Genomic DNA, 24,910 nt, shown 5'->3' on the forward strand with positions numbered 1-24,910 from the left:
AGTGCCGCCGCGTTACGATAGCCGTCCGGGCCCGGCGTCATCGGCCGGGCGTGGACCTGCTTCAGACCGTCACTTCCCGATCTTGCGGTCGAGGAAGTCGCGGATCATCGGAATGACCTCGTCGCCGCGGTCCTCGAGCACGAAGTGCCCGGTCGGGATGAGGTGGAACTCCAGATCCTTCAGGTCGCGCTTGTACGGATGCGCACCATCGGCCGGGAAGATGAAGTCGCGCTCGCCCCACACGATAAGGGTCGGCGGCTGGTGTTCGCGGAAGAGGCGCTGCACTTCCGGATAGAGCGGTACGTTCTGCCGGTAGTCGTACATCACGTCCATCTGCACGTCCTCGTTGCCGGGACGATCGAGCAGCGCCTGGTCGTGGACCCAGTTGTCCGGCGAGATACGCTCCTTGTCGTCCACGCCGTCGGTGTACTGGAAGATGGTGGTCTCGAGCTTCACCAGGCCGCGGATCGCGTCGCGCTTCTCGGCGGAACCGTCGGCCCAGTAAGCCTTGATCGGATCCCAGAACGCTTTCAGCCCTTCTTCGTAGGCGTTGCCGTTCTGGATGACCAGTGCGGTCAGCTTGCCCGGGTCCTTGAGGAACAGCTGCCAGCCGACCGGCGCGCCGTAATCCATCACATACATCGCGTATGTCCGCACGTTGAGGCGTTCGAGCAGCGTGCGCACGACATTGCCGAAATTCTCGAACGTGTACGCGTATTTCGTGTGATCCGGCATATCGCTCTCGCCGTAGCCCGGATAGTCCGGTGCGATCACGTGGTAGCGATCGGCGAGCGCAGGGATCAGATGACGGAACATGTGCGACGAGGTCGGGAAACCGTGGAGCAGGAGCATGACCGGTGCATCGGCGGGGCCAGCCTCGCGGTACGCGATGCGCAGGCCGTCGATCTCCATGCTGCGGTGAAACACCGCCGGAAGGCGGGGAAGCGTGTTCTGCGAAGTCTGAGCATTCATGGCGATATCTCTCTCATACGGAAGAAGGAGGGTTGAACGGAGACGCGTCGATGTATTCCCACTCGGCTCGCCGCATCGCGTCGCGGAGGATCCATGCCTCGATGTGGAACTCCCAGTAGCGGCCCGTGCCGCCGGTTTCGATCGACGGATCGGTGCTGTCCCAGTGCACCGACACGTCGCCCGTCAGTTGCAACAACCGGCCCTGGTCGAAATCGGGGATGCACAGGCCCGCACGGGGGTCGACGATGAAATTGCCGACCGTGTTGAAAAGACTGTTGCCGTTGAAGTCGGGGATGCGCAGCGTCGATTCGTCCACCACCTGGACGAAGCCGATGTCACCGCCGCGATGAGACACGTCGGCGCCCGTGTCGGCGTTGTGGCTGGCGACGAAGATCGTGTCCGCGAGCCGGACGATGTCGCGGACGGAACCGCGCAGTGCCTTGCCGTACGCGGCTTGCGGCTGCTCGACCGGTGCATCCAGCACGTTCAGCTGGCGGCGCTGGATGTAGCGCGGGCAGTTGGGGAAGGCTTCGCGTACGGCGATCTCGAATCCACCGTCGTCGATGCGCGATACGTCGCCGTTGACGCGGTAGCGGCGACGCGCACCGAGATCGGCGAAGAGCAGGCCGACGTGCTTTCCCACCGCCAGGTTTGCCCAGAGCGGGTCGACGCGGTCGCGGGACGTGGCCGGCATGTCGATCCAGACCGTGCTGCCGTCCCCGGTGCCTGCGAACCCCGGCCTGCCGAAGAGCATCGAGGCCCAGACCCTGCCGGTGGCGTCGACACTGCCGACGACCACCATCGACTGCTTCGCGATGAAGGCCCGCATGCCACCGAACACCGAATCCGTCACGATCGCGCCATTGCGGGCGGCGATGTCGGTCTCGCCGGCGCGAACCTGCGCCATGCGTTCACCGGTATGGAATGTGCCGTGCGTGGTCATGACCGTCGTTTCGTCTGAAGTGGCGTTCAGTCTGCGGAACGGCCCCGGCATCGGGAACGGGGCGCCGGGCAATTCACCATTTCGCTGGAGAGCAATAGTCACAAGACCGGCTACCCCGGCAATCGCGGATAATCCGGACGCAACGGGCATGGCGGGGAACGGACGAGTGGACCAGCTCCATCTGATGAAGGTGTTCGTGGGGGTCGGCGAAGACGAGAGCTTCGCCGCGGCGGCGCGGCGCCTCGACCTGTCGCCGGCCGCGGTCACACGGGCGATTGCCGCCCTGGAAGAGCAGCTGGGCGTGAAGCTCCTCGCCCGCACCACGCGGAGCGTGCGCCTCACCGAGGCCGGGCGGCGTTACCTGGACGACAGCCGCCACATCCTCGCCAGCATCGTCGAAGCCAACGAGGCCGTGGCCGGCGCGAACGCCACACCCAAGGGCAATCTGGCGGTCACCGCCCCCGTGCTCTTCGGCAAGGCGTTCGTCATGCCCTGCGTGGTGCGATACCTCAAGGACTATCCGGACGTCGACGTCTCGGCGTACTTCCTCGATCGCGTGGTCAACGTGGTGGAGGAGGGCATGGACGTGGCCGTGCGCATCGGGCACCTCCCCGACTCGGGCATGCGCGCGATCCGCGTGGGCCAGTCGCGCCGGGTGCTATGCGCGTCGCCCGACTACCTCGCGCGGCGGGGCGTGCCGGAACATCCGGCCGATCTGCTGCAGCACACGATCATCGCCGCGAGCGGCATCTCGCCCCGCGTCGACTGGAAGTTCGGGGCGTCGGACGATCCGACGATGGTGCACATGAAGCCGCGGCTCATGGTGACCAGTAACGATGCCGCCATCGCCGCCGCCGTATCGGGCCTGGGTATCGCCCGCCTGCTTTCCTACCAGGTCGCCGACGAGATCGCCGAGGGGCGCCTGATGATCGTGCTCCCCGACTACGAAGAAGCACCGTGGCCGATCCACGTCCTGCATCGCGAAAGCAAGTTCGGCTCGGCGAAGGTACGCAACTTCATCGACGTGCTGACGCACTACCTGCGCAGCCATCCGCATCTGCAGTAAAGCATGGCGCAGCGCGACCGTGCGCGTCGCTCAGGTGAGCGCGACGTCGCTCACCAGCGCGTAGTTGTGCATGGGTCGCGTCGTCCCGTCGCTGGCGATGTAGGCGTCGAGATCGCCCGCCGTGTCGCGGATATTGGTGCGCGGTCCGCCATGGCGCCCGGCTACCGCGTGGGTTTCGCCGGGGTCTCCCCAGCCAAGGCTGAGTTTCTCGGCGTTGACGGGCAGGTCGGCCTTCAGGCGCAGCCGGAGGGTGTCGCTCCGGACGACGCGCACGCCCGCGATGAGGTTGTCGTCGGTCGCGTCGACCGGCACCAACGCACCTTTCGCATCGCGGATGTCGAACCCGGCGTTGCGCGTCGCGGCGACCCAGCGCGTGTCGATCGTCAGCACGCCCGCCGGTACGTTGAAGACCACGTCGATATCGCGAGGGCCGACGCGTCGCGCCGCGATCATGTCGAGCGCGGGATGCCGGAGCGGCACGCCGGCCATGCGGTCGTGGATCAGCTGAAGGATCGCGCGGGCGAAGTACCGGCCCTGCCACCGATGGCTTTCGTTGGTCAGGTGCAGCATCGGTTGACCGAGCGCCGCTTCGTCGGCGTAGTCGAAGATGTACTGCGGGTTGGCCATCCGCAGGTAGGGGCTGCCAAGGCACGCGTCGCGCTGCGCGAGTGCGATGAAGGGATTGCAGAACGCCAGGCTCGACGTGCCGTAGCTGTTGTGACTGCAGACCTGTCCCACGATCCAGAGCGGGCGCCACGACTGTTCGGGCAGCTCGACCTGGCAGATCTTCATCCAGTGGGCGCGTTCCAGCGCGACCAGCTTCGACCGGTAGCTCGACCGTGTTTCCGAGAGCCCCGTCGAATCGGTCTCCCCCTGCTGCCATGTCGTGGCGAGCCAGCCGATGCTGCCGCCGTCTCGCTGCGCTTCCTCGCGCATGAGCGCGAACATCGCGCGAAGCCGCAACTGGTTGTTCAGCCAGCCCTGGTAGCCGCCAGGATTGGCGTCGTCGAGAAAGGTGGCGAAGTACCCGATCGGTCGCCCGCCCTCCGCACCGGTGAATGCGCTGTAGCGACTGTATTGGGCGGTCCAGGGCACGCGGTCGATCGTTTCGGTATATGCCACCAGGCCGTCGGCGCAGGCATTGGTGCCCACCTCGCCGCCGGTCCCGTGACCGCCATCGGATTCCACCAGCGGCACGAGGCGCGTCATCGCCGCGGCATCGGTGCCGGGGCGGACGCCGCCGTTGAAGGTCACGTTCGCGTAGATCTGTTGCAGCGTGAGTGCAGGCCTTCCGCCGGTACCGACGGCGTTGGACTGCCCATGGAAGAGGATGAGTTCGCGCCGCGCCCGGACGATCGTCTCCGGTGGTGGCATCCCGGCCGCCCGCGCGGCAGGGCCGAAGAGCCACGGCAGTCCGAATGTTCCCGCGAGTGCCGCGCCGGCGGCGATCCGTGCGCCGTGTCGAACGAAGTCGCGGCGCGGCTCGTCGACGTCGTGTGAAGCATCGGGATGTTTTTTCATGCGCCATCAGGCCATGCCCCCGACATGACGAACGCGTGCGTTTCGACGCAACGAAAAAGATGGCCGAATTTGATTAGCGATCGTGCGGCGACCGCGTGGGAGCGGCCTTGGCTCGTGCTCGTGGCAAGCCTGCGCGAAATTGCGCTGGACCGCGCCGCAGAGCCCGCCAGCGACGACGGCACGCTGTCCGCCGCCATTCGCATGGCCAGCGCCCAGCGGTACCTCGACAGTCGCGACGCCGTGCATGCGCGCATGCGGCGCGAGGGTGTCGCCACGATGGACGTCACCTGCACCGAACTGTCGGGCGTGCTGGTCGAGCGCTACCTCGCGGTAAAGCGCGCGGGACGGCTGTAGCCGTCAGAACAGCTCGGGCTGCCGATTGAGCAGCACCGCGAGACGGGTACCGAGCGGTACGAGGATCGCATCCGCGATGGGTTCGAGCTGGCTCGACAGATAGTGCTCGTAATCGATGGCGGCGGTGAGCGCTTCGACCGGTTGCGGGCCTGCCGTCGTGATCACGTAGCGGATCCATCCACCGTTCTGATACTGCGGGGGACGACCGAGTCGCGCGTTGATCTCGTCGGCGAGGCGCGCGGCGCGCACCTGCGGCGGGCTGCTGCGCTCGTAGGAATCCAGTTTGCCGCGAAGGCGTTTGCGATAGACGAGCTGGTCGTCCAGTTCGCCCGCCTGCAACCGCCTCGCCTGCTCCACGACATAGTCGGCATATGGTTCGCGCCGGAAGACGCGTCCGTAGAGTTCGCGCTGAAAGGCCTGCGCCATGGGCGTCCAGTCGCTGCGCACGGTTTCCAGGCCGCGGAACACCAGTTCGTCGTCGCCGTCGTCGTTCACGACCAGGCCCGCGTAGCGCTTCTTGCTGCCGAGCTCGCTGCCACGGATGGTGGGCATGAAGAATCGCTTGTAATGCGTGTCGACTTCGATCTCGAGAAAGTTCTCCACGCCGGGCGACGCCGCGAGCGACGTCGTCCACCAGCCATTGATCCGCTGGAGCAACCGCTCCGCCACCGCCATGGCTTCCGCTTCGTCGTGCGGTCGGCCCAGCCAGATGAAGATGGAATCCGTATCGCCGTAGATCGCCTCGTAGCCCTCGTCTTCGACGAGCTCGCGCGTCGTGCGCATGATGTCGTGCCCGCGCAGCGTTACTGCGCCGGCGAGGCGCGGATCGAAGAAACGGCCGCCCGGTGCGCCGAGCACGCCGACGAAGGCGTTCATCAACAGCTTGAACGCCTGCGACAGCGCCTTGTTGCCGTGCTTCTTCGCCTCGTCGCGGCGCTCCCAGAGGTTCGCGATGATGCCGGGAAGACAATGCCGGGTACGGGAGAATCGCGTGCCGTTGGGACCCGGGATCGCATCGTCGCCGGCGAGCTCGCCCTCGGCCAGCCCGATCGGGTCGACGAGGAACGTGCGGATGATCGACGGATACAGGCTCTTGTAGTCGAGCACGAGCACCGAGTCGTAGATGCCCGGGCGCGACGACATCACGTACCCGCCCGGATAGGACTCGCCGCCGACCGTGCCGCCGTTTGGTGCCACGTAACCCGCGCGATGCATGCGCGGAAGGTAGTGGTGGCTGAACGCGGCGATGGAACCACCAGACTGATCCGCGGGCAGACCCGTGGCGTTCGCGCGTTCGAGCACGAAGTCCAGCAGGTCGGTCTTCGCAAAAATGCGTGTGACGAGTTCGCAGTCCACGAGGTTGTACCGTGCCAGCGCGGGTTTGTCCTCGCGGAAGCGCCGCTCGATCTCGTCCATGCGATGGTAGGGATCGTCCACGGCCTTGCCCTCGCCCAGCAGGGTCTGCGCGACCGCTTCGAGGCTGTAGGACGGGAACGACCACATCGCCGAGCGCAGGGCCTCGATGCCGTCGATCGCGAGACGACCGGGAATCGATGCGAAGACATACCCCTCGCGCCGACCGTGCATCCGCCATTCGATGGGTTTGCCGCCGCGCCCCAGCGTCAGCACCAGTCCCTGCTGGTCGGCGCACTGCTGCAGCAACCGGAGATCGAACTGCACGAGGTTCCAGCCGATGATCGCGTCAGGGTCGTGCTCGCGAAACCACGCGTTGATGGCGAGGATCATCGCCTTCCGGTCGGCGCACCAGGTCAGCACGAAATCCCGCGTCCCGGTATCGGGCGTCGCCGGTTGGCCCAGCATGAACACCTGTCGCTGGCCGCACCCCTCGAGCGCCACCGAATACAGCTCCCCCATCGCGCTCGTCTCGATGTCGAGCGACACCACGCGGAGCGTGGGCCGGTAGGCGTCGATGGGCCGGATCCTGGGATTGACCAGCACGGCATGCGCGTCGTCGCCATCGGCCTCGATCGCGACCGACGCCGTGATGAAACGCTCCATGAGGAACCGATCGGTGGGCCGCACGTCGGCTTCGAGCAGCATCACGCTCTGTTCGGCAAGGCGCTTCTCCAGCCTGAGCATGGCGCGGTAGCTTCGCGCGTATAGGCCCATCGCGGGTTCCTGCGCGAGCGTCTTCAGAGCGCGGGGCCGCAGCACGAAGGCATCGTCGTCGCGGATGACCGCCTCCACCGCGGCACGCTGCGACTCGCGAACGAAGGCGACGGCGGACTGACCGGTGACGAGCACGCTGCGCGGACCGGCGTCGGTCACGAGCCAGAACTCGAGTTCCACGCCCTCGCGTGCGTCCCGCCAGTGGCGTGTGAGGATGTAGCCACGGTGGGAGGGGGACGACATCCTCCGATTTTACCGTGCCGTGGTGAGCCTTTTCGTATGGCGATATCCGGCAAGCCACGACCGACGCACCGGGCGACTGGCCGCATCGGCAGGAGCGGCGATTGCCAGGCCCGGTTTGGCAGCCTAGACTCGCGCCGCCGACACGCCAGCCGCTGCGGACGCGTGTATGAATGACGCCCGGCATAAGGACATCACATGAACCACGCCATCCTTCTCAGCGACGCACTCTGCCCGCCGACCAGCCTCCGGGCTGGCTGGGCATGAACCTCCCGCGAAGCACCCACCCGTACTACCCAGGCATCGATGGACTCAGGGCGATCGCCGTCATGGCGGTGGTGCTCTATCACCTCGACGGCGCATGGTTGCCCGGCGGTTTCTCCGGCGTCGACGTCTTCTTCGTCATCTCCGGGTTCGTGGTGAGCGGGTCCGTCGGGTCGCGCGCGCCCGAAGGCTTGCTGACCTTTACCACCCGCTTCCTCGCGCGTCGCCTGCGCCGCATCGCGCCCGCCCTGATCGCATGCCTCGTCGTCACCGCGCTGGTCGTGGCAGTGCTCGTGCCCGACGCGTGGTTGAGCCGACGGAACCAGGTGACCGGCCGCTTTGCCTTCTTCGGCTTCAGCAACGTGGCGATGGTGCGTTTCAGCAACGACTACTTTTCACCGGTCGCCGAATTCAATCCGTACACGCATACGTGGTCGCTGGGGGTGGAAGAGCAGTTCTACCTTCTGTTCCCCCTGATCTTCTGCCTGTGGGCATGGGGTGGGCGTCGCCGGACGGTTTCGGTCGCCGCCACGGCCCTGCTGACGTTGCTGTCGTTCGGCTTCGCCTGCTGGTCCGGCGAGCACGATCCGACGCGTGCGTTCTATCTGCTTCCCACGCGCTTCTGGGAGATCGGTGCGGGCGTGTTGCTGTATCAGGTGACCCAGCTCCTGGACCAACGCGGTCGGGGTACCACCCGCATGCCGGAGCACTGGTCGTCGCGATGGGCATTCGCATCGGCGGGGCTCGTCGCATTCGGCATGCTCGCGTCGACGCCCCAGAGCTTTCCCGCGCCCGGCGCCTTGCCGTCGGTTCTCGGCACATGCGGCCTGCTTGCCTTCATGCGCCGGGCGCCTCACCAGGACGGGCTGATGGCGGCGCTTTCGAGTCGACCCCTGGTCGCGATCGGTCGTCTTTCCTACTCGCTCTACCTGTGGCACTGGCCCGTTTTCGTCGTGTTCCGCTGGACCGTCGGCCTCGAAGCCCTGCCGTTGCAACTGCTGGCGCTCGCGATGGCGATCGTCCTTGCGGTGATCTCGTACCGCTGCATCGAAACACCGATTCGCAAGTCGGCGATGCTGGGCACGTTACGTTCGGGTGTCACCGTGGCCCTGGGCGCGGCGGCGCTCGCCGCCGGGTTGTGGACGATGAAAGGGATCACCCATTCGCAAGCCGAGCTTTCGGTCTCCACGGTGACGCGAGAGGCGCGGGACTGGTATCCCGACGATGGGCGAGTCACACGCGAGACCACCCGTTGTGCGGTCATGGTGGATGAGGAGCGCCTTGCGCGAGGACTGGTGAGAACGTTCTCGTCTCGCGGCTGCGTGCCGCGTCGCGATAGCCCGGATGTTTATGTCGTCGGCGACTCCCATGCCGTCGCTCTCGGAGAAACGTTCGCGGCTTACGCGCGAGACACCGGCGCGACCGTCCGGCTTTACGACAACGACGGGTGCCCTTTCCTCAGCCTCGATCCGAGGCGCGACGATACGCCGAACTGCGCCCGGAGCAGTGCGCTCGTCATCGATCGGCTCACCGCTCGTCTTCGCGAAGGCGACGTCGTCTTCCTGCCTTCACTGCGCATGCCGCGGTACCTCGACCAATGGGCCACCGTGCCGGGCAAACCCATCGACGATGCGATATTCAGCGACGAAGGCACCCGACGCCTCGCCATGTCCGCCGCGCGCGCCGGGCCGGTACTGGATCGCATCGCGGCCACCGGGGCACGTGTCGTGATCATGGCTCCGAATCTCCTGCTGAAGCTGCCGCTTTTCCGGTGCGCCGATCCGTATGACGCGGTCAATCCGGTGTGCGCGGCTGGACCCGACGTCGACCGAGCACACTTCGAAACGCTGCGTCGTCCGATGTTCGACGCGCTGGAACGCCTTGCCGACGCGAGGCCGGGTCTGACGATCTGGGACGCATTTCCCGTCCTGTGCCCTCCCTCGGCGACGTGTCATGCGTATCGCGACGGGCATCCGCTCTTCTTCGACGGTGACCACCTCAGTGGCTATGCCAACCGGCTCCTGCTCCCATCCTTCAAGGCAGCCATGCGCAGCGCGGTGCCCGGGCGCTAGGCGATTACCGGTAACGCAAAAAGAAGGCCGCGCCATCGGCGCGGCCTTCGATCGCGTCGTTTATTTCGCGTCGGGTACCAGATTGGTGAAGCCACCCTTCTTGTCGAACTGGCACGTGAATGCCTTGTTGCCGTCGATGCCGGCATTGGCCACGCCAGCGATGGAATAACCACTCTCGTCTTCGTTCGCCTTGAGCGGCTGGAGCTGGATGTAGTCGTTCTTCACATCGAACTTCTTGGCGGCCTTGTCGAGACACTTGGTCGTGAGCTTGCCCGGATCGGGGCGGTCGGACGCGAAAGCGTTGGAGGCCAGGACGAGGCCGAGCGAAGCGGCCAGGAGGAGGGTGGAATGACGCATGGGACGATCTCCGTACGGGGCACGAGGCCGGGACACTGTTTCCGGAGTCTGCCTTTCGGTTCCTTGCGGCAGGATGAATCGCGCCGACGCCGATGCATCCCGGAATCTCAGGCTTTACGAGACATTGTTCGGGGCGGGACCGTCACGCGACCGGAAAATCCGTCGACACGATCAGGTCCCGGTACCGCTCGATCTCGTCGAGCCGCGCGTGATCCGCGTTCTTCAGGGCTGCAAGGGCGTCGCTTCCCAGCGGTAACCGTAGCGGTGGATGCTCCATCGCCGCGACCTCGATAACCGCCTGCGCGGCGCGGGCGGGGTCGCCGGGCTGGCGTCCGTTGTACTCGCGTTGCATGCGCGCGACGGCACCGACCGCGGCGTCGTATTCGGGTCGTCCTTCCGCGAGCACGGTGGAGCTTCCGGCGAAGTCCGTACGGAAGCCGCCGGGCTCCACGATCGTGACGTTCACGCCCACCAGTGCCATTTCGCGCGCAAGCACCTCGCTGAAGCCTTCGACACCCCATTTCGCGGCGGAATAGGGTGCGCGCCCCGGCGCACCGACGCGTCCACCGACCGACGAGAACTGGATGATGTGCCCATAGCCCTGTTCGCGCATCGTCGGTATGACGGCTTTCGTCATGATGATCGTGCCGAACAGGTTGGTCTCGATCTGCTGGCGGAAGTCGTCGAGCGATGTGTCCTCCACGGAATTGACGTTGCCGTAGCCCGCGTTGTTCACCAGGACGTCCAGCCCGCCAAACGCTTTCTGCGCGAAACGGATCGCCTCCGCCGCGGCGACGGGGTCGGTGACGTCGAGTGCGACGGCCGCCACGGCGTCGCCGTAGCGGCGCGCGAGATCGTCGAGCTGCGAGGGATCGCGTGCCGTGGCGACCAGGCGGTGACCCCTCGCAAGCACGGCCTCGGCCATGGCACGACCCATGCCGCGCGAGCAACCCGTAATCAACCATCGTTGAGACATGTCGTGCTCCCGTGGGTCAGAGGTGATCCGCATCCACGACGGCCTGAGCGAACGCCTGCGGTGCTTCCTGCGGCAGGTTGTGCCCGATGCCGCCGCTGATGAGGCGGTATTCGTACTTGCCCGTGAACTTGCCTCGATACGCCTCCGCCGGCGGATGCGGTGCACCGTTGGCGTCGCCCTCCATCGTGATGGTGGGCACGGCGATCGTCGGTGCTTTCGCCAGTCGCGCTTCGAGGGCGGCGTACTTCGCTTCGCCCTGCGCGAGGTCGAGCCTCCAGCGGTAATTGTGAATCGCCAGTGCGACCTGGTCCGGATTGTCCAGCGCACTCGCGCTACGCTCGAACGTCGCGTCGTCGAACTTCCACTGCGGCGAGGCGAGCTGCCAGATCAGCCTAGCGAACGCGTGCGTGTTTGCCTTGTAGCCGGCCAGGCCCCGATCCGTCGCAAAGTAGAACTGGTACCACCATTGCAACTCGGCCGCCGGCGGCAGCGGCTGCCTGCCGGCCTCCTGGCTGCCGATGAGATAGCCGCTCACCGATACCAGCGCCTTCACGCGTTCCGGCCACAGCGCCGCGACGATGTCGGCGGAACGCGCGCCCCAGTCGAACCCCGCCAGCTCCGCGCGCTTGATCTTCAGCACGTCCATGAAGTCGATCACGTCCTGCGCGAGCGCGGCGGGCTCGGCGTTGCGCTTCGTCGAGTCGGACAGGAAACGCGTACCGCCGTAGCCACGCGCATACGGCACGAGCACGCGGTAGCCCCTGGCGGCGAGTGCCGGCGCCACGTCGTTGAAGCTGTTGATGTCGTACGGCCAGCCGTGGAGCAGGATCACCACGGGTCCGTTCGAGGGACCGAGCTCGGCGTATTCCACGTCCAGCACGCCAGCCTTCACGTGCTTCAGCGGTCCCAGCGACGTGTGGCTACCGACCTCGATCGGATCGATGGTTACGCTGCCGGCCTGCGCGTGCGCCGATGTGACGGCGCCCAGCGCGGCGATCGTGCCCGCCAATAGCGAGCCAGCGACCGACCCGCGGCGGGCGAGGGACGGCAGTGCGTTGTAATTCTTTGCTTTCATGACGCGCCTCGGTGGCAGGCGAATCGCCTGCGGTCTGGTGGGTTTGTCCGGTGCGCGGTTTGCAGAAACCTGCACCGTCATGCGTATTCCGGCGAAGCGTGCACGACGTCTCGCCGCGCCTCTTCGTCGCGATCAGTATCGCGACGGTCGCGAGTGGAGCACCAGTTATCGAGTGTTAGGCGGCGTTATGCGGGTGACGCCGTCCACGGCGCCGGCAGGGTCAATCGTCCTCGGCCGCTTCGCGACCCTGCTGCCGGATCAGTGCTTCCTCGCGTGCGTCGTTGATCGACTGGCGGATGCTGTCGAGGTCGACTTCGGATTCATCGGGTTCGAACTCGCCGGTCAGTTCCGAATCCGGTCGGAGTTCGCCCGCTTCGAACATCGCCCACATCTCCTCGCCGTACCACGTGTCGAAGAGTTCGGGTGCCCAGCGCCCGAGGTGCGCGGTGAGGTTGTTGACATCGCGCAGGAGCATGGCACGCGCGGCGTTGTTGCCGCTGGCACTGACGACCTGGGGGAAGTCGATCACGATGGGGCCGTCGGGGGCGACGAGTACGTTGTAGGCGGACAGGTCGCCGTGGATCAGTCCGCTGCACAGCATGCGCACCACCTGGCGGACCAGTACGCCGTGGTATTCGCGCGCCGTGTCCGCGCTGAGTTCGACCTCGCCGAGGCGAGGTGCCGAAAGGCCCTCGGCATCGGTGACCAGTTCCATCACCAGCACGCCGTGGAAGTAGCCGTAGGGCTGCGGCACCCGGACGCCGGCTTCCAGCAACTGATAGAGCGCGTCGACCTCGGTGTTCTTCCAGGCCTGCTCCTGCTGCTTGCGCCCGTACTTCGTGGCCTTGCCCATCGCACGCGCCTCGCGGCTGCCGCGGACCTTGCGACCTTCCTGATACTGCACGCGTTGCTGGAAGCTGCGGTGCGCCGAATCCTTGTAGACCTTCGCGCAACGGATGTCGTCGCCGCTGCGGACGACGTACACCGCCGCTTCCTTGCCGCTCTTGAGCGGACGCAACACTTCGTCGATCACGCCGTCTTCGATCAGCGGCAGCAGGGCTTGAGGGGTCTTCACGGTGTCTCGGGTGGCCGTCGGCGCAGCGGTGGCTGGCAGTAACCGCCGATTCTGACACCTGCGGCCGCCGTGGGCCATCCGGACCGGGCGCTAGAAAAGCGCCGTGCAACCCGTCACATGTGTGGCGGGTGGACAGTCGCTAGTCGTGGGTACCCGTCGTGACGAGCTGACTGACGTGCCGTGCTTCCGTCAGCGTCAGGGATAACGCGAACGCCGCTTCCGGGTAATCGGGCGATGGCGGATCCTGCGGCAGCCCTAGCGAGCACACGAGCCAGCATGCCGCGTCGTGGACCTCCATGAGGCCAAGCGCGAGCGCATCGGCGGCGATGAGCCGGATGAGGAACCGTGCTTCCATCAGATCGTCCGAAATCAGTGCCTCGTTGAGTGCGATACCGTCGCACACGAGCCCCAGCGTGCCGGGATGTATGTCGTGTCCCCGTGCGCTCATGTCGGCAGGGAAGCCGGCCGTGCGCCATGGCGCATGGACGGAAGGTCGAGGGTGACGTCATGCGGCATACGATTGGCTTCCCCCTGGGGCGCGAGTGCGTGGACCTGCCGCACCTGGTGTGCCGCCCGGCACCGCATGCGAGCGGCACGCGTCCGGCCGCACGCATACCATCCGTCGCGCGACGCAGACGTTTTGCATACGTCTGCGCCATTCGTCTTCACGTAGATGAACGACGGGGATCGGATCGCGCTGCCGGTGCGCGCGATCACGCAGCGGGCAGGCATGTCTTTCCGCCGATAGAGGAAAACTTTTCCGGGCAGGCTCGCGTAGGCCTTCCATGACGCGCCCCGGGCGGCCCATTTCAACGTTTGCGCGGATGGCACGGCTTTTGATTGCACCAAGGCATGACCATCCTGCTGAACGCGTGCGAGACGCTGTATCTGCCGTTAGCGCAGCCCAACCGCATGTTTCCGTGGGAGGTGTTCCATGGCAAGAACCGGATGGGCGCCTTCGCGACCCAGGAAGAGTGTTTCCGCCATGCACTCAGGCTGGCGAACAGCCTGGGAAGCCGCGGCGGCAGCGCCGTGCGCCTGAAGATCGAGGATGAACAGGGCGGATGGACGACGGTAGACGGCTATGTCCCCGAGCCTGCCGTTCGCGAGGCCGCGCCAGTGCGGAGGGCGCTGCAGCGCGAGTGATCCCGGCGGCCACGGGTATCCCGGGCATCCTTGGTAAAGGCGTCCCGGCGCACTAAGCTCGGGTCACCCTCAAGGATCGCCTCCATGAACTCCGGTGCCGGCTCGATCGCCCTGGGCGATGCCCAGTTTCGCCGCGAGGCGGCGCACGCGCTGACCACGCCATTGGGCAGTCTGTTGCTGCAGGCGGAGCTCATCGAGCACCTCCTGCGTCACGGGGAGGTGGCGAAGGCTCAGGCCGCCGCGGGCGCACTGGTGAACGACTGCGAGGCCTTCGGCCACATGCTGCGCGACGTGTTCGCGGCGATGTCCGACATGGCTGAAGATGGCGCCGTCGATGCCGACCCACGCGCTTGTCTCGACGCCGCACTGGATGACCTCGGCGAGACGGGCGTGACGATCGGCTACCAGGGCGATGCCCCGCGGGTGGCCCTGCCTTCGCGTGCGCTGGAAGCCTTGATGCGTCGCGTGGTCGTCGAGGCGACGGCGCTGGGCGCTTCGATGCCTCGCATGATCGGTGTCGTCGCGGGAGCGACGCTTCGCCTGTCGGTGCACGAGGAGAATGCCCCGACGGCGGTCCTGCGCGATACCCCGTTCGAGGGGCCCGACGGGCTGAACCTGTGGACGGCGCGCGCGATCGCAGCGCGTCACGGCGGCACGCTCTTCGTTCCCGAGGACGGCACGGCGGTTCTGGAGATCGTCCTGCCGATCTCCGCCCGCCACCTCAGTCAGCCGGATCCGGTCGCCCCGCGGCGTCGATGAGCTTCGAAAGCGCGGACGTCAGCGAACGCATCGACACCGGCTTGCTCAGGTGGGCGTCGAAACCCGCGTCGAGGGCCTTGCGCTGATCGGCCAGACGGCCAAAACCCGTGAGCGCGATGGCCAGGATGTGAGCCGTCGCGGGATTGGCCCGGACGTTCCGTATGAGGTCGTGCCCGTCCATGCCAGGCATGCCGATGTCGGAAAGCAGCGTATCGAACGAGCCTTCGCCGATAAGCGCCAGGGCTTCCTCGCCGCTGCTTACCGCCGTCGCCGTCGCGCCTTCCGCCGTGAGCAGCTGGGAAAACGGTTGCAGCAATTCGAGTGAGTCGTCGACGATCAGAATGTGCCGACCGCGGAGCACGGTCGACGCGGCAGGGATCGTTTCGGTCTTCTCATCCTCCACGGGCGTCACGGCACGTCGCGGAATGGTCACCGTGAACAGCGAACCCTTGCCCAGTCCGTCCGAGGCGGCCTCGACGGTGCCACCGTGCATTTCCACGAGCTCCCGGACAAGGGCGAGACCGATCCCGAGGCCGCCGCTTTGTGCCCCCCGCTCACCTTGTTCGAACATGGTGAAGACGCGTCCCGCCAGCTCCGGCGACATACCGACGCCGTTGTCTCGAACCTGGAGTGTCGCGTGGTCGGGTTCGACGGAGAGCGACACCGCGATGGACCCGCCATCGCGTCCGAATTTGACGGCGTTGCTGAGCAGGTTCCAGATGACCTGCTCGACGCGGGTCGCGTCGGCGGAGATGACGAGATCGGTGCCCGGCAATCGAAGGTGCAGCTCCATGCGACGCTTCGCGAGCATGTCGCCCATGCTCGCGGCGATGCGGCGGATGCACTCGGTGACGTTTACCGGACCGATGTTCAGCGTGAGCTTTCCGGTGTTCACGCGCGACAGGTCGAGGAGGTCGTCGATGATCTGCGCCTGGCCCTCGACCGTTCGGCTGATGGCTTCGGCGGCCGTGCGCATCGTATCGTCCGCGGCCGCACCGGCGGATCGTGCGATGAGCTCCGCATTCATGAGAATCAGGTTCAATGGATGCTTCAGCTCGTGCGACATCACGGCGAGGAACTCGTCCTTGAGGTCGTTCGCGCTCTGCGCCTGCTGTCGGGACGCGGTTTCCGCACTGAGGAGATCCTCGCGCGCGTTGTCGCGATGCTTGCTCAGCGTCACGTCCCGCAGCACCTTGACGAACCCGGAGGCGTTTCCCTGCGACAGCGGCACCGTGATCCCGCTGCAGAAGATGCGCTCGCCGTTCGCGCGGAGATACCAGCAGTCTTCGGACGCGCGTCCTTCCGACAATGCGCGCTCCATCTCCCGATGGAACGCGCCCGAGGCACGATCCTCCGGTGGGAAGATGACGTCGGCGCCCCGTCCGATCGCGTCGATCGACGAGTAGCCGAAGATGCGTTCCGCGCCGCGGCTCCAGGACGTGATCATCCCTTCGGCGGTGGTCGTGATGAAGGCGTAGTCGGTCGCGCTGTCCGCCACCAGGCGCATGCGTTCTTCACTGCTACGCGCCGCTTCCTCCGCCGCCCGGCGCCGGGTGATGTCGATGAAGGTAAGCACCGCGCCTTCGATGCGATCCTCGGACGTTCGATACGGCAGGATGCGGGCGATGTACCAGCGGCCGTCGCGACCACCGATCTCACGCTCGATGGTGCGCAGGAACTGAAAGGCCTGGGTGGCGTCGCCGGCGAGATCCGGATAATCGAGGCTGTGGTTCAGGTCGAGCAGCGATCGGCCGACGTCTGCCGCGATCAGGCGGAAAATGTCGGCCGCGCGAGGCGTGAATCGCTTGATGCACATGTCCTGATCCACGAACACGGTAGCGATGTCGGTGGACGTCACCAGATTCTGCAGATCGTCGTTGACCTTCGCGGTCTCATCGACCTTTTGCTTCAGCTCGTGGTTGACCGTGATCAGCTCTTCGTTGACCGACTGCAGTTCTTCCTTGCTGGTTTCCAGCTCCTCCGTCGCGGATCTCAACTCCTCGTTGATCGACTGCAGCTCCTCGTTGGAGGCTTTCAGCTCCTCGCTCGACGTTTCCGATTCTTCGATCGTCGCCTGGAGCTGCTCCTTGGTGCGCCGGAGTTCTTCTTCCAGCTGCAGGAGCAGCGGGGTCTGTTCGTGATCGGCCGACTCGCCCGCCGGGCGTTCCGTGGGATCCCCCTCGCGGAACACGACGAGCTGATAGCCGTCGCCGGGAGGCGCCACCACGGGAATGACCTCGATGCTTACGGTGCCCGGCTGGCCGTTACGATGCCACGCCACCGCGCCCGACCGGACCGGCTCGGCGCCGTGCGACGCCCGGAACATCGCGGTGCGTAGCTCGAGGCGCAGTTCCGGGGCGATCAGGCCGGTGATCTGGTAGGACGGTGCGCCACCCGCCAGGCGGAGAAAATCGCCAGCGCGGCCGGACATGTGGGCGATGTGCCCTTCGCGATCCACGAGGATGCTCGCGGGGAACTGCTCCTCCACGGCCTTCCTGTGGATCTCGGCGAGATCCCGGTTGCTTCGGTCGGCCGCCGATTCCTGCTGCACGACGCCGGTCGGGATCGTCGAAGGCACATGCCTCGTCGGGCCCTGCAGGTAGTGACCGGAACGCGCGCCGGGCGTCGCGCGGTAGATCCGGTTCTTCTTGTCGACCGGCGAAAAGTACTTCGACGAAACTTCCGCGGATTCCGAACTACCCAGGAAGAGATAGCCGCCGGGCTTCAGTGCGAAGTGGAACATCTCGAGGACATGCGCCTGCACATCGCGGTTGAGATAGATGAGCAGGTTGCGGCAGGTAATGAGATCCAGCTTCGAAAATGGCGGATCCTGGATGACGTTGTGCCTGGCGAACATCACGCGTTCCCGCAAGGCCTTCGTGAGTCGGTAGACCTTCTCCTCGCGAACGAAGAACGCGTTGACGCGGGCCGGGATGATGTCGGTGACGACGGCCGGGGGATAGCAGGCGCGTCGGGCATAGGCGATCGCTTCTTCATCGATGTCCGTACCGAATACCTGGACACCGACGTTCTTCGGCGCGGCCGCTTCGGAAAGGAGCATCGCGATCGAATAGGCTTCCTCGCCGGTGGCGCAGCCCGCGCACCAGGCACGAACACGATCGCTTTCGTCGAGCGTCTCGAACAGCTGCGGAATGACCGTGCGCTCGAGCGCATCGAAGGCATCCCTGTCCCGGAAGAAGTTCGTCACGCTGATCAGCATGTCCTTGAGCAACGCCGGCCGTTCGTGCGAATGCTCCTTGAGATAGTCGCGATACGCACCCAGCGCGGAAAGCCCGTTGACCTGCATGCGCCGCTCGATCCGGCGCAGCACGGTGGCCCGCTTGTAAGACCGGAAGTCGTGGCCCGTCTTCGTGCGAAGGATCAGCATGATCTCGTGCAGGGCGGCCTCGTCGATCTGCGACGCCGTCGCGGCGACTGGCATTCCGTCCGCATCGGCGTCGGCGAGCGCGTCCTCCGGGATGGCAATCCTTGCCGCTTCGCTCGTCAGCGCGAGGATCCGCTCCGGAAGATCCGACAGAGGCAGCACGATGTCGACGGCGCCGGTCGCGATGGCCGACAGGGGCATCTGCGAGTACTCGGCATCGTCGGGGTGCTGTGCCAGCGTGATGCCGCCACGCTCCTTGATGCGCGCGATGCCGATGGACCCATCGGATCCCGTGCCGGTCAGGATCACCGCGATCGCGCGCTCGCGATGCACCTCGGCGAGGGTCCGGAAGAAATAGTCGATCGCGACATGCTTGCCGGCCCGCGGCGGAAGATCGGTCAGGCGCAGGTGCCCGTCGCTCATCGACAAGGCCTTGCGCGGCGAGATGACGTAGATCTCGTTCTTTCGCAGCGCCACCGCTTCGTTTACCTGCACCACGCGCATGCTGGTGGATCGCTGGAGGATGCGGTCGGCGATGCTGTCGTGCTCGGGCGACAGGTGCATCACGATGACGAACGCCATGCCGGGATTCGGCGGCATGGATTCGAAAAACTGCCCGAGCGCGGCGAGGCCGCCGGCCGACGTCCCCAATCCCACCACCGGAAAGTCCAGGGTGCTGACCTGTATGTTCGGGTCGGCTTCCGGATCGGTTGGGGGGAGGTCGGACATCGGATCGGCCTTGAGGCAGCAGGTGGCTGATTGTCGCCGATGCGCGGTCAAAAGGGGTCGAAGCGGCTAGGCGTCGGTACGACGGTAGCGTGCGAGCTTGTTGTAGATCGTTTTCGCGCTGACGCCGAGGGAACGGGCCGCGGCCGTTCGGTCGCCGCCGAATGCCGACATCGCCTTCAGAATCGCGTCCCGTTCGATGTCGTCGAGGGTTCGGAGTGCCGGCGCGGGGTGACCGGCCGTCGATGCGTACCCGCTGGGCGTCGTCAGCGTGAGCACATCGCCGCCGTGAAGCCATGCGCGCTGCACCAGCTGGCGAAGCTCGCGTACGTTGCCCTCCCAGGGCCAGTCGCCGAGGGCGTCGAACGCATGATCCGAAAAGCGCCGCCGCGTACCGTATTCCGCGTTGAGCGAGGACAGCATGGCATTGGCGATGACGTCGATATCCTCCGGTCGTTCGCGCAAGGGAGGCATCCGGATCTCGTAGCCCGCGATCCGAAAATACAGGTCGGCGCGGAGCCGTCCGCTCGCCACCGCGGCGCGCGGCTCGAGGTTCGTCGCCGCGACGACACGCACATCGGAGAGGCGGGACTCCCTCGCACCGACGGGACTGATTTCCCCGGACTCCAGAAATCGCAGCAGCGCCGCCTGCAGACCCGCCGGGGCTTCCGTGATCTCGTCGAGGAAAAGCGTCCCGCCCTCCGCCTGCTCGACGAGACCCGTCTGGTGATCGACCGCACCTGTGAAGCTCCCGCGCCGGTGGCCAAACAACTGGCTGGCCAGAAGTTCCGGTGCGAGCGCCGCACAATTGACCGTGACCAGACGGCCCGTCCGGCCACTGGTTTCGTGCAGCAAGCGGACCGCCAGTTCCTTTCCGGTGCCGCTCGCTCCGTGGATCATGACGGGGAACCGGCTCCGGGACACCGCCTGGATGTCGCGTATAACGCGCTTCATGGCATCCGAACCGCCCAGCAGGGCCGGCGTGTCCGAACCGACCGGTGCCGCGCTCTTCTCGTCGAGCAATGCGCGGAACGCCGAGAAACGAAAGGGTTTGCACAGCGACGCGTAGGCGCCGGGCAGCGCTTTGCCTGCCCAGGCCGCCAGGGCGGAATCGCCGCTCATGACGATCTTCGACGTCGTCGCCAGGCGCGCGTCGGACAGCAACTCGAGCCCGCAACCATCCGGCAGCCCGATATCGATCAGCGCATAGTCGAAACGATGCCGGCCGACGGCCGAATGCGCGTCCACCATGCTGACTGCCGCGCTGACGTCGAAACCGACCTCCCGGGCGAACGCGGCGGCTCGCTCAGAAAAGGATCGGTCATCGTCCAGAATGAGCAGCGTTCCCTTCATTGGCCCCCCAGTGAAGCACCTCGCACGGCCCGTGTCTCCCCACCGTCCTCCCGACGGTGTGAATGACCTGTGCAGGATTCGCAGAGTAGGGCCGAAGGGTTGCAGGAGTCTATACGGGTGGCTTCTACCGCGTTTGCGCGAGGCCGGCAGCTTCCATGGCACGCTGGCGACCCTGACCAGGCTGGCGGCTGCATCGGGAGGAGGCACCCGGCATCACATGGCTACCCGCACGATGCGGCGGGTGGCGTCCGAGCGATACGACTTTCAACCGAATAGCCTCCCACGTCACGGGCCCGCCATCGAAAAGCCCTTTCCAAGGGCCAGCATCGACATTCCAATTTCCGTGCCCGGTGGTGTGCGATGACGAGAAAACGATGGATTGCCGCGGTGGCTTCACTGTTGATCCCGGGATTTTCCCTGGCGGCGACAACGGGTTCGGAGCCTTTGCTCAATCAGCAGAATCGACCGTGGCGTCCCACAGCGGGTATCGAGGAAGTCCCGCTCTGGCCTGCTGGCCTACGGATCGCCGCGCCTGCCTATGCGGGCCCCGAAGCCTTCGGTGACTCGACAGGGAAGGTCGCGGGCAGATCGCTGGTCGTTGTCGAGCATGTCTGGCGTCCCACGATGAGCATCTACCCGGCAAAAGGTCACCATACGGGCGCAGCCATGCTTGTGTTCCCTGGCGGAGGGTACCGGGTGCTGGCGATCGACCTGGAGGGCACCGAGGTATGCGACTGGCTCACCGCAAGGGGCGTTACCTGTGTCGTTCTGAAATACCGTGTTCCGGGGTCCGGCCCGTACTGGAACGACGAGTGCAACTGCAGAAAGGAGCCCAAGGAGCCGATGGCTCTGCAAGATGCACAGCGCGCGATGGTTCTCGTGCGTCAACGCGCATCGTCGCTCGGCATCGATCCGCACAAGATTGGCGTTATCGGCTTCTCCGCCGGCGGACGTATGGTTGCCGATATCAGCAACCATACGAGACTCAGCTACACGCCTGTCGACGCGGCCGATACGCTCAGCACCCGACCCGACTTCGCCATTGCAGGGTACCCGGGGCACCTGTGGACCCGGCCCGGTCTCACCTTGACGCCCGACATCCGGATCGATCACAAGGGGCCACCCGCATTTATCATCCAGGCCGAGGACGACGCGACGGACGATATCCGCGAGTCGCTCACGTATTACCTTGCGCTTCAGCAGGCCGGGGTTCCGGTGGAGATGCATCTCTATGCCACGGGCGGTCATGCCTTTGGCGTCAGAAAAACGAGTCATCCCATTACCGAGTGGACGGGTCTCGCGGAACAGTGGATGCATACGATCGGTGTGCTTTGACGGGTAAACCGCGCAACGCCGTGCGACGCTGAATACGGCGGCATTGCTCCCGCCGTACGCGATCATTCCAGGTGCGTCATTGGCGCTGGTAATCGAATCGGAGAAGATGATCGCGTCGCACGCGCCCACGGGTGTTTTCTCGTGAGCAGTGGCGCCGCGAACGCACACCCGCGCATTACCCACCACTCCGGCTGGCATCGTTGTGACCGTAGCGGCTAGTGAGAGAGGCATAGGCGCTGTCATGAGCAATTGAGGCACAAGCTACCCACCTTGCATAACCAAGCCACAACTCCCTAAATTGGTGCAATGCATGCACCCGACCCGACCGAACTCCTGACCCTCCTGAGCACGGGTGTCGCCATCGTCGGCGCCGACGGTCGCGTCGTGTGGCTCAATCCGGCGCTGGGCGAGGTGCTGGATGTGGGGCCGCGGACCGCGGTCGGGCAGGCGTTGGGTACCCTGATGCGGGCGCCGGCGTTGGCGGCTCAACTCAACCGGGTGGTGGCGGAGCGCCGTGGATTCCATCTGCGGGGGCAGGCGCTCGGCGTGCGGGGGCGGGAAGTGGCCGCCGACGTCTCGTTGCAGCCGCTCGACGACGGGCGGGTGCTTGTCGAGGTCCATCCGCTGGCGCACGAGCTCGCGTCGGGTGCGACACCGTTGTCGGCGACGCTGCGTGGCTTCGCGCACGAGGTCAAGAATCCGCTGGCCGGTTTGCGGGGCGCGGCGCAGCTGCTCGAGCGCCGTGTCGGCGACGACGACTTGCGGCAACTCGCTGCGATGGTGATCGCCGAGGCCGACCGGCTGGCCGCGCTCGCGGATGGGCTGTTGCGTCATCGAGGGGCGGCGAGCGTGGGGCCCGTGAACATTCACGAGGTGCTCGACCGGCTGGACACGCTCCTCGCCGCGGAGCCCGGTGCGCCACGCATCCGGCACGATTTCGATCCCAGCCTGCCCGACACCGTCGGCGACAGCGATCGCCTGTTGCAGATCCTGCTCAATCTCGCGCGTAACGCGTCGCAGGCGGGCGCGTCCACGGTGACCCTGCGCACGCGCGTGGAGCACGGCGCGCGCATGGGCGAGCGCACCGTGCGTGCCGCTCTGCGTATCGACGTGATGGATGACGGTCGCGGCGTGCTGGACGACCTGCGCGACACCTTGTTCCAGCCCCTCGTCTCCGGGCGGCCCGACGGCACCGGGCTTGGCCTGGCGTTGTCGCGCGAGATCGCCGTGGATCACGGGGGCGACCTGCGTTACGTCAGTCACCCCGGCGAGACGATCTTTTCGCTGTACCTTCCGATGGAGCGCGCGCATGAGTGAGATATGGATCGCGGACGACGACCGCGGCGTGCGCTTCGTGCTCGCGGAAGCGTTGCGCGACGCGGGGCACGCCGTGCGCGAGTTCAGCGCCGGCGACGCGGTACGCGCCGCGCTGGAAGAGAAACGACCCGCGCTGCTGGTGACCGACGTGCGCATGCCCGGCGAAGACGGCCTGCGCCTGCTCGAAGACCTGACCCGGCGGAACATCGGTCCGGTGATTGTCATGAGTGCGTTCACCGACGTGGCGACGACGGCCGCGGCCTATCGGGCTGGCGCGGCGGACTATCTCGCGAAGCCCTTCGACCTCGATCGCGCGGTGGAGGCGGTGGAGCGCGCGCTCGCCGCTTCGCGCGAGGAAGTCGTGGTGCCGGCCACGCGGCAGGACGCCAACGCGTTGCTCGGCGAGAGCGCCGCGATGCGCGAGGTCTTTCGACTGATCGGCCGCGTGGCGGCGAGCGACCTCAACGTGCTGATCACCGGCGAGACGGGTACGGGCAAGGAGCTCGTGGCGCGTGCGCTGCACGACGAGAGCGCGCGCAGCGGCAGGCCGTACGTGGCGCTCAATACCGCGGCCATTCCGTCCGAGTTGCTGGAAAGCGAGTTGTTCGGCCACGAGGCGGGCGCGTTCACCGGGGCGACGCGTCGTCATGCCGGGCGGTTCGAACAGGCGGACGGGGGCACGTTGTTTCTCGACGAGATCGGCGACATGCCGCTCGGTCTCCAGACACGCCTGTTGCGCGTGCTCGCCGGTGGCGAGTTCTACCGCGTGGGTGGGCGCGAGCTGATGCACGGCAACGTGCGTATCGTCGCGGCCACGCATCAGGACCTCGATGCGCGCGTCGCCGCCGGTCAATTCCGTGCCGACCTGAAGCATCGACTCGACGTCGTGCGCATCGAGCTGCCTTCGTTGCGCGACCGTCGCAGCGACATCCCTCTGCTGGCGCGTCATTTTCTCGCGCAGGCCGCGACGGAGCTGAACCTCGTGCCGAAGCGCTTCTCGCGCGCCGCGATGAAGCTGGTCGAGCAGCGCGATTATCCGGGCAACGTGCGCGAGCTGGAGAATCTCTGTCGTCGCCTGGCGGTGATCGCGCCGGGCGTGGAGATCCAGGCGGGCGATCTCGGTGCGTTGCCGTCGCGCGAGCCGCGCGGCGACCAATGGACGGAAGCGTTGCGCGCGTGGGCGCAGGATGCGCTGTCGCGCGGCGACGTCGATATCCACGCACAGGCACGCGACGCGCTCGATCGCACGCTGCTTCAGGCCGCGCTGCTCGCTAACGACGGCCATCGCCAGCATGCGGCCGCCGCGTTGGGCGTGGGCCGCAACACCCTCACACGAAAACTCGGCGCCTCGCGCAAGCGGCGGCCCGCCAATGGATAAGACCATGTCCTTCGAGATACGCCGCGCCGCGCCCGACGACGCCGATGCCATCGCCCGCTGGAACATCGCGATGGCGTGGGAGACGGAGCAGAAGCGTCTCGATTCCGCCACCATCCGCCGCGGTGTCGACGCAGTATTCGACGAGCCGCGCCGCGGCTTCTATCTCGTCGCCGAACGCGATGGCGTCGCGGTGGGTTGCCTGCTCGTCACCTACGAATGGAGCGACTGGCGCTGCGGCGACTTCTGGTGGGTGCAGAGCGTGTACGTGGTGCCGGAGGCGCGGCGATCGGGCGCGTTTCGCGCGATGTATTCGCACGTGAAGGCCATGGCCGAGGGTGCGGGCGCGGTAGGTCTGCGGCTTTATGTGGAGCTGGAGAACGAACGGGCGCAGGCGACGTATGCGGGGCTGGGAATGGAGCGGTGTCATTACTTCATGTATGAGGCGCCGCTGGTTTAGGTCCGCCGC

The 24,910-nt window shown here is 66.3% G+C and carries 20 protein-coding genes; 9 read left to right on the forward strand and 11 right to left on the reverse strand.

Annotated elements, in window-relative coordinates; all coding sequences use genetic code 11:
- Window positions 1–69: 69 nt before the first annotated feature.
- Complete coding sequence (locus tag BMX32_RS08095; RefSeq protein WP_089976670.1) at window positions 70–972, reverse strand: alpha/beta fold hydrolase; 903 nt, start codon at window positions 970–972, stop codon at window positions 70–72.
- A 13-nt stretch (window positions 973–985) separates the two neighbouring features.
- Window positions 986–1,915, reverse strand: coding sequence for a pyridoxamine 5'-phosphate oxidase family protein (locus BMX32_RS08100; protein WP_089976672.1), 930 nt, complete (start codon window positions 1,913–1,915; stop codon window positions 986–988).
- A 166-nt stretch (window positions 1,916–2,081) separates the two neighbouring features.
- On the opposite strand from BMX32_RS08100, the gene BMX32_RS08105 reads away from it, so the two are divergent.
- Window positions 2,082–2,981 carry a LysR family transcriptional regulator gene (locus tag BMX32_RS08105; RefSeq protein ID WP_089976674.1) on the forward strand — a complete coding sequence of 300 codons (900 nt, stop codon included), beginning with the start codon at window positions 2,082–2,084 and terminating at the stop codon, window positions 2,979–2,981.
- Window positions 2,982–3,011: 30 nt separating this feature from the next.
- Here BMX32_RS08105 and BMX32_RS08110 read toward each other — a convergent pair whose 3' ends face one another.
- Window positions 3,012–4,502: a hypothetical protein gene (locus tag BMX32_RS08110; RefSeq protein WP_089976677.1), complete on the reverse strand. Its 1,491-nt coding sequence runs from the start codon at window positions 4,500–4,502 to the stop codon at window positions 3,012–3,014.
- A gap of 69 nt (window positions 4,503–4,571) precedes the next feature.
- Here BMX32_RS08110 and BMX32_RS08115 point away from each other — a divergent pair, with 69 nt between their 5' ends.
- Window positions 4,572–4,856, forward strand: a complete 285-nt coding sequence (locus tag BMX32_RS08115) for a hypothetical protein (RefSeq protein WP_139206693.1) — start codon at window positions 4,572–4,574, stop codon at window positions 4,854–4,856.
- A 3-nt stretch (window positions 4,857–4,859) separates the two neighbouring features.
- Here BMX32_RS08115 and BMX32_RS08120 read toward each other — a convergent pair whose 3' ends face one another.
- Window positions 4,860–7,229, reverse strand: coding sequence for a DNA polymerase II (locus BMX32_RS08120; RefSeq protein ID WP_089976682.1), 2,370 nt, complete (start codon window positions 7,227–7,229; stop codon window positions 4,860–4,862).
- 260 nt (window positions 7,230–7,489) lie between these two features.
- On the opposite strand from BMX32_RS08120, the gene BMX32_RS08125 reads away from it, so the two are divergent.
- Window positions 7,490–9,562, forward strand: a complete 2,073-nt coding sequence (locus BMX32_RS08125) for an acyltransferase family protein (RefSeq protein WP_170843593.1) — start codon at window positions 7,490–7,492, stop codon at window positions 9,560–9,562.
- A 60-nt stretch (window positions 9,563–9,622) separates the two neighbouring features.
- Here the strand turns inward: BMX32_RS08125 and BMX32_RS08130 are convergent, their stop codons facing one another.
- From BMX32_RS08130 to BMX32_RS08150, 5 genes are all read right to left on the reverse strand, one after another.
- Window positions 9,623–9,919: a hypothetical protein gene (locus tag BMX32_RS08130; RefSeq protein WP_029213846.1), complete on the reverse strand. Its 297-nt coding sequence runs from the start codon at window positions 9,917–9,919 to the stop codon at window positions 9,623–9,625.
- A gap of 142 nt (window positions 9,920–10,061) precedes the next feature.
- Window positions 10,062–10,895, reverse strand: a complete 834-nt coding sequence (locus BMX32_RS08135; protein WP_089976688.1) for an oxidoreductase — start codon at window positions 10,893–10,895, stop codon at window positions 10,062–10,064.
- Window positions 10,896–10,911: 16 nt separating this feature from the next.
- Window positions 10,912–11,970: an alpha/beta fold hydrolase gene (locus BMX32_RS08140; protein WP_089976690.1), complete on the reverse strand. Its 1,059-nt coding sequence runs from the start codon at window positions 11,968–11,970 to the stop codon at window positions 10,912–10,914.
- Window positions 11,971–12,190: 220 nt separating this feature from the next.
- Window positions 12,191–13,045 carry a PA4780 family RIO1-like protein kinase gene (locus BMX32_RS08145; RefSeq protein ID WP_029213849.1) on the reverse strand — a complete coding sequence of 285 codons (855 nt, stop codon included), beginning with the start codon at window positions 13,043–13,045 and terminating at the stop codon, window positions 12,191–12,193.
- A gap of 139 nt (window positions 13,046–13,184) precedes the next feature.
- Entirely contained in the window at window positions 13,185–13,493 is a 309-nt protein-coding gene (locus BMX32_RS08150; RefSeq protein WP_089976693.1) for a hypothetical protein, read from the reverse strand.
- Between the two features lie 404 nt (window positions 13,494–13,897).
- Between BMX32_RS08150 and BMX32_RS08155 the strand changes: the two genes are divergently transcribed.
- Together BMX32_RS08155 and BMX32_RS08160 are read left to right on the forward strand one after the other, a co-directional pair.
- Complete coding sequence (locus tag BMX32_RS08155) at window positions 13,898–14,191, forward strand: hypothetical protein (protein ID WP_089976696.1); 294 nt, start codon at window positions 13,898–13,900, stop codon at window positions 14,189–14,191.
- Between the two features lie 84 nt (window positions 14,192–14,275).
- Window positions 14,276–14,950: a hypothetical protein gene (locus BMX32_RS08160; RefSeq protein ID WP_089976699.1), complete on the forward strand. Its 675-nt coding sequence runs from the start codon at window positions 14,276–14,278 to the stop codon at window positions 14,948–14,950.
- Here the strand turns inward: BMX32_RS08160 and BMX32_RS08165 are convergent.
- Together BMX32_RS08165 and BMX32_RS08170 are read right to left on the reverse strand one after the other, a co-directional pair.
- Complete coding sequence (locus BMX32_RS08165) at window positions 14,913–19,064, reverse strand: CheR family methyltransferase (protein WP_089976704.1); 4,152 nt, start codon at window positions 19,062–19,064, stop codon at window positions 14,913–14,915. The genes BMX32_RS08160 and BMX32_RS08165 overlap by 38 nt on opposite strands.
- A 66-nt stretch (window positions 19,065–19,130) precedes the next feature.
- On the reverse strand, window positions 19,131–20,576 hold the full coding sequence (locus tag BMX32_RS08170) for a sigma-54-dependent transcriptional regulator (protein ID WP_170843594.1): 1,446 nt from the start codon (window positions 20,574–20,576) through the stop codon (window positions 19,131–19,133).
- Between the two features lie 198 nt (window positions 20,577–20,774).
- Here BMX32_RS08170 and BMX32_RS08175 point away from each other — a divergent pair, with 198 nt between their 5' ends.
- The 4 genes from BMX32_RS08175 to BMX32_RS08190 all read left to right on the forward strand — a co-directional run bounded on the left by BMX32_RS08175 (window position 20,775) and on the right by BMX32_RS08190 (window position 24,901).
- A complete protein-coding gene (locus tag BMX32_RS08175) occupies window positions 20,775–21,749 on the forward strand; it encodes an alpha/beta hydrolase (protein ID WP_089976711.1) in 975 nt (324 codons plus the stop codon).
- A 306-nt stretch (window positions 21,750–22,055) separates the two neighbouring features.
- Window positions 22,056–23,066, forward strand: coding sequence for a two-component system sensor histidine kinase NtrB (locus tag BMX32_RS08180; RefSeq protein ID WP_089976714.1), 1,011 nt, complete (start codon window positions 22,056–22,058; stop codon window positions 23,064–23,066).
- Window positions 23,059–24,444, forward strand: a complete 1,386-nt coding sequence (ntrC, locus tag BMX32_RS08185; RefSeq protein ID WP_029213337.1) for a nitrogen regulation protein NR(I) — start codon at window positions 23,059–23,061, stop codon at window positions 24,442–24,444. The genes BMX32_RS08180 and ntrC overlap by 8 nt, the downstream gene beginning before the upstream one ends.
- A 4-nt stretch (window positions 24,445–24,448) precedes the next feature.
- Window positions 24,449–24,901: a GNAT family N-acetyltransferase gene (locus BMX32_RS08190; protein ID WP_089976718.1), complete on the forward strand. Its 453-nt coding sequence runs from the start codon at window positions 24,449–24,451 to the stop codon at window positions 24,899–24,901.
- Window positions 24,902–24,910: the final 9 nt, after the last annotated feature.

It is taken from the genome of Luteibacter sp. UNCMF331Sha3.1, from assembly GCF_900109915.1.
Lineage (GTDB): Bacteria > Pseudomonadota > Gammaproteobacteria > Xanthomonadales > Rhodanobacteraceae > Luteibacter.

Coding starts and splice junctions, on each gene's coding strand:
- BMX32_RS08095 (WP_089976670.1), bottom strand. CDS start 972: ATGAATGCTCAGACTTCGCAGAACACGCTTCCCCGCCTTCCGGCGGTG.
- BMX32_RS08100 (WP_089976672.1), bottom strand. CDS start 1,915: ATGACCACGCACGGCACATTCCATACCGGTGAACGCATGGCGCAGGTT.
- BMX32_RS08110 (WP_089976677.1), bottom strand. CDS start 4,502: ATGAAAAAACATCCCGATGCTTCACACGACGTCGACGAGCCGCGCCGC.
- BMX32_RS08120 (WP_089976682.1), bottom strand. CDS start 7,229: ATGTCGTCCCCCTCCCACCGTGGCTACATCCTCACACGCCACTGGCGG.
- BMX32_RS08125 (WP_170843593.1), top strand. CDS start 7,490: ATGAACCTCCCGCGAAGCACCCACCCGTACTACCCAGGCATCGATGGA.
- BMX32_RS08130 (WP_029213846.1), bottom strand. CDS start 9,919: ATGCGTCATTCCACCCTCCTCCTGGCCGCTTCGCTCGGCCTCGTCCTG.
- BMX32_RS08135 (WP_089976688.1), bottom strand. CDS start 10,895: ATGTCTCAACGATGGTTGATTACGGGTTGCTCGCGCGGCATGGGTCGT.
- BMX32_RS08140 (WP_089976690.1), bottom strand. CDS start 11,970: ATGAAAGCAAAGAATTACAACGCACTGCCGTCCCTCGCCCGCCGCGGG.
- BMX32_RS08150 (WP_089976693.1), bottom strand. CDS start 13,493: ATGAGCGCACGGGGACACGACATACATCCCGGCACGCTGGGGCTCGTG.
- BMX32_RS08155 (WP_089976696.1), top strand. CDS start 13,898: ATGACCATCCTGCTGAACGCGTGCGAGACGCTGTATCTGCCGTTAGCG.
- BMX32_RS08160 (WP_089976699.1), top strand. CDS start 14,276: ATGAACTCCGGTGCCGGCTCGATCGCCCTGGGCGATGCCCAGTTTCGC.
- BMX32_RS08165 (WP_089976704.1), bottom strand. CDS start 19,064: ATGTCCGACCTCCCCCCAACCGATCCGGAAGCCGACCCGAACATACAG.
- BMX32_RS08175 (WP_089976711.1), top strand. CDS start 20,775: ATGACGAGAAAACGATGGATTGCCGCGGTGGCTTCACTGTTGATCCCG.
- BMX32_RS08180 (WP_089976714.1), top strand. CDS start 22,056: ATGCATGCACCCGACCCGACCGAACTCCTGACCCTCCTGAGCACGGGT.
- ntrC (WP_029213337.1), top strand. CDS start 23,059: ATGAGTGAGATATGGATCGCGGACGACGACCGCGGCGTGCGCTTCGTG.
- BMX32_RS08190 (WP_089976718.1), top strand. CDS start 24,449: ATGTCCTTCGAGATACGCCGCGCCGCGCCCGACGACGCCGATGCCATC.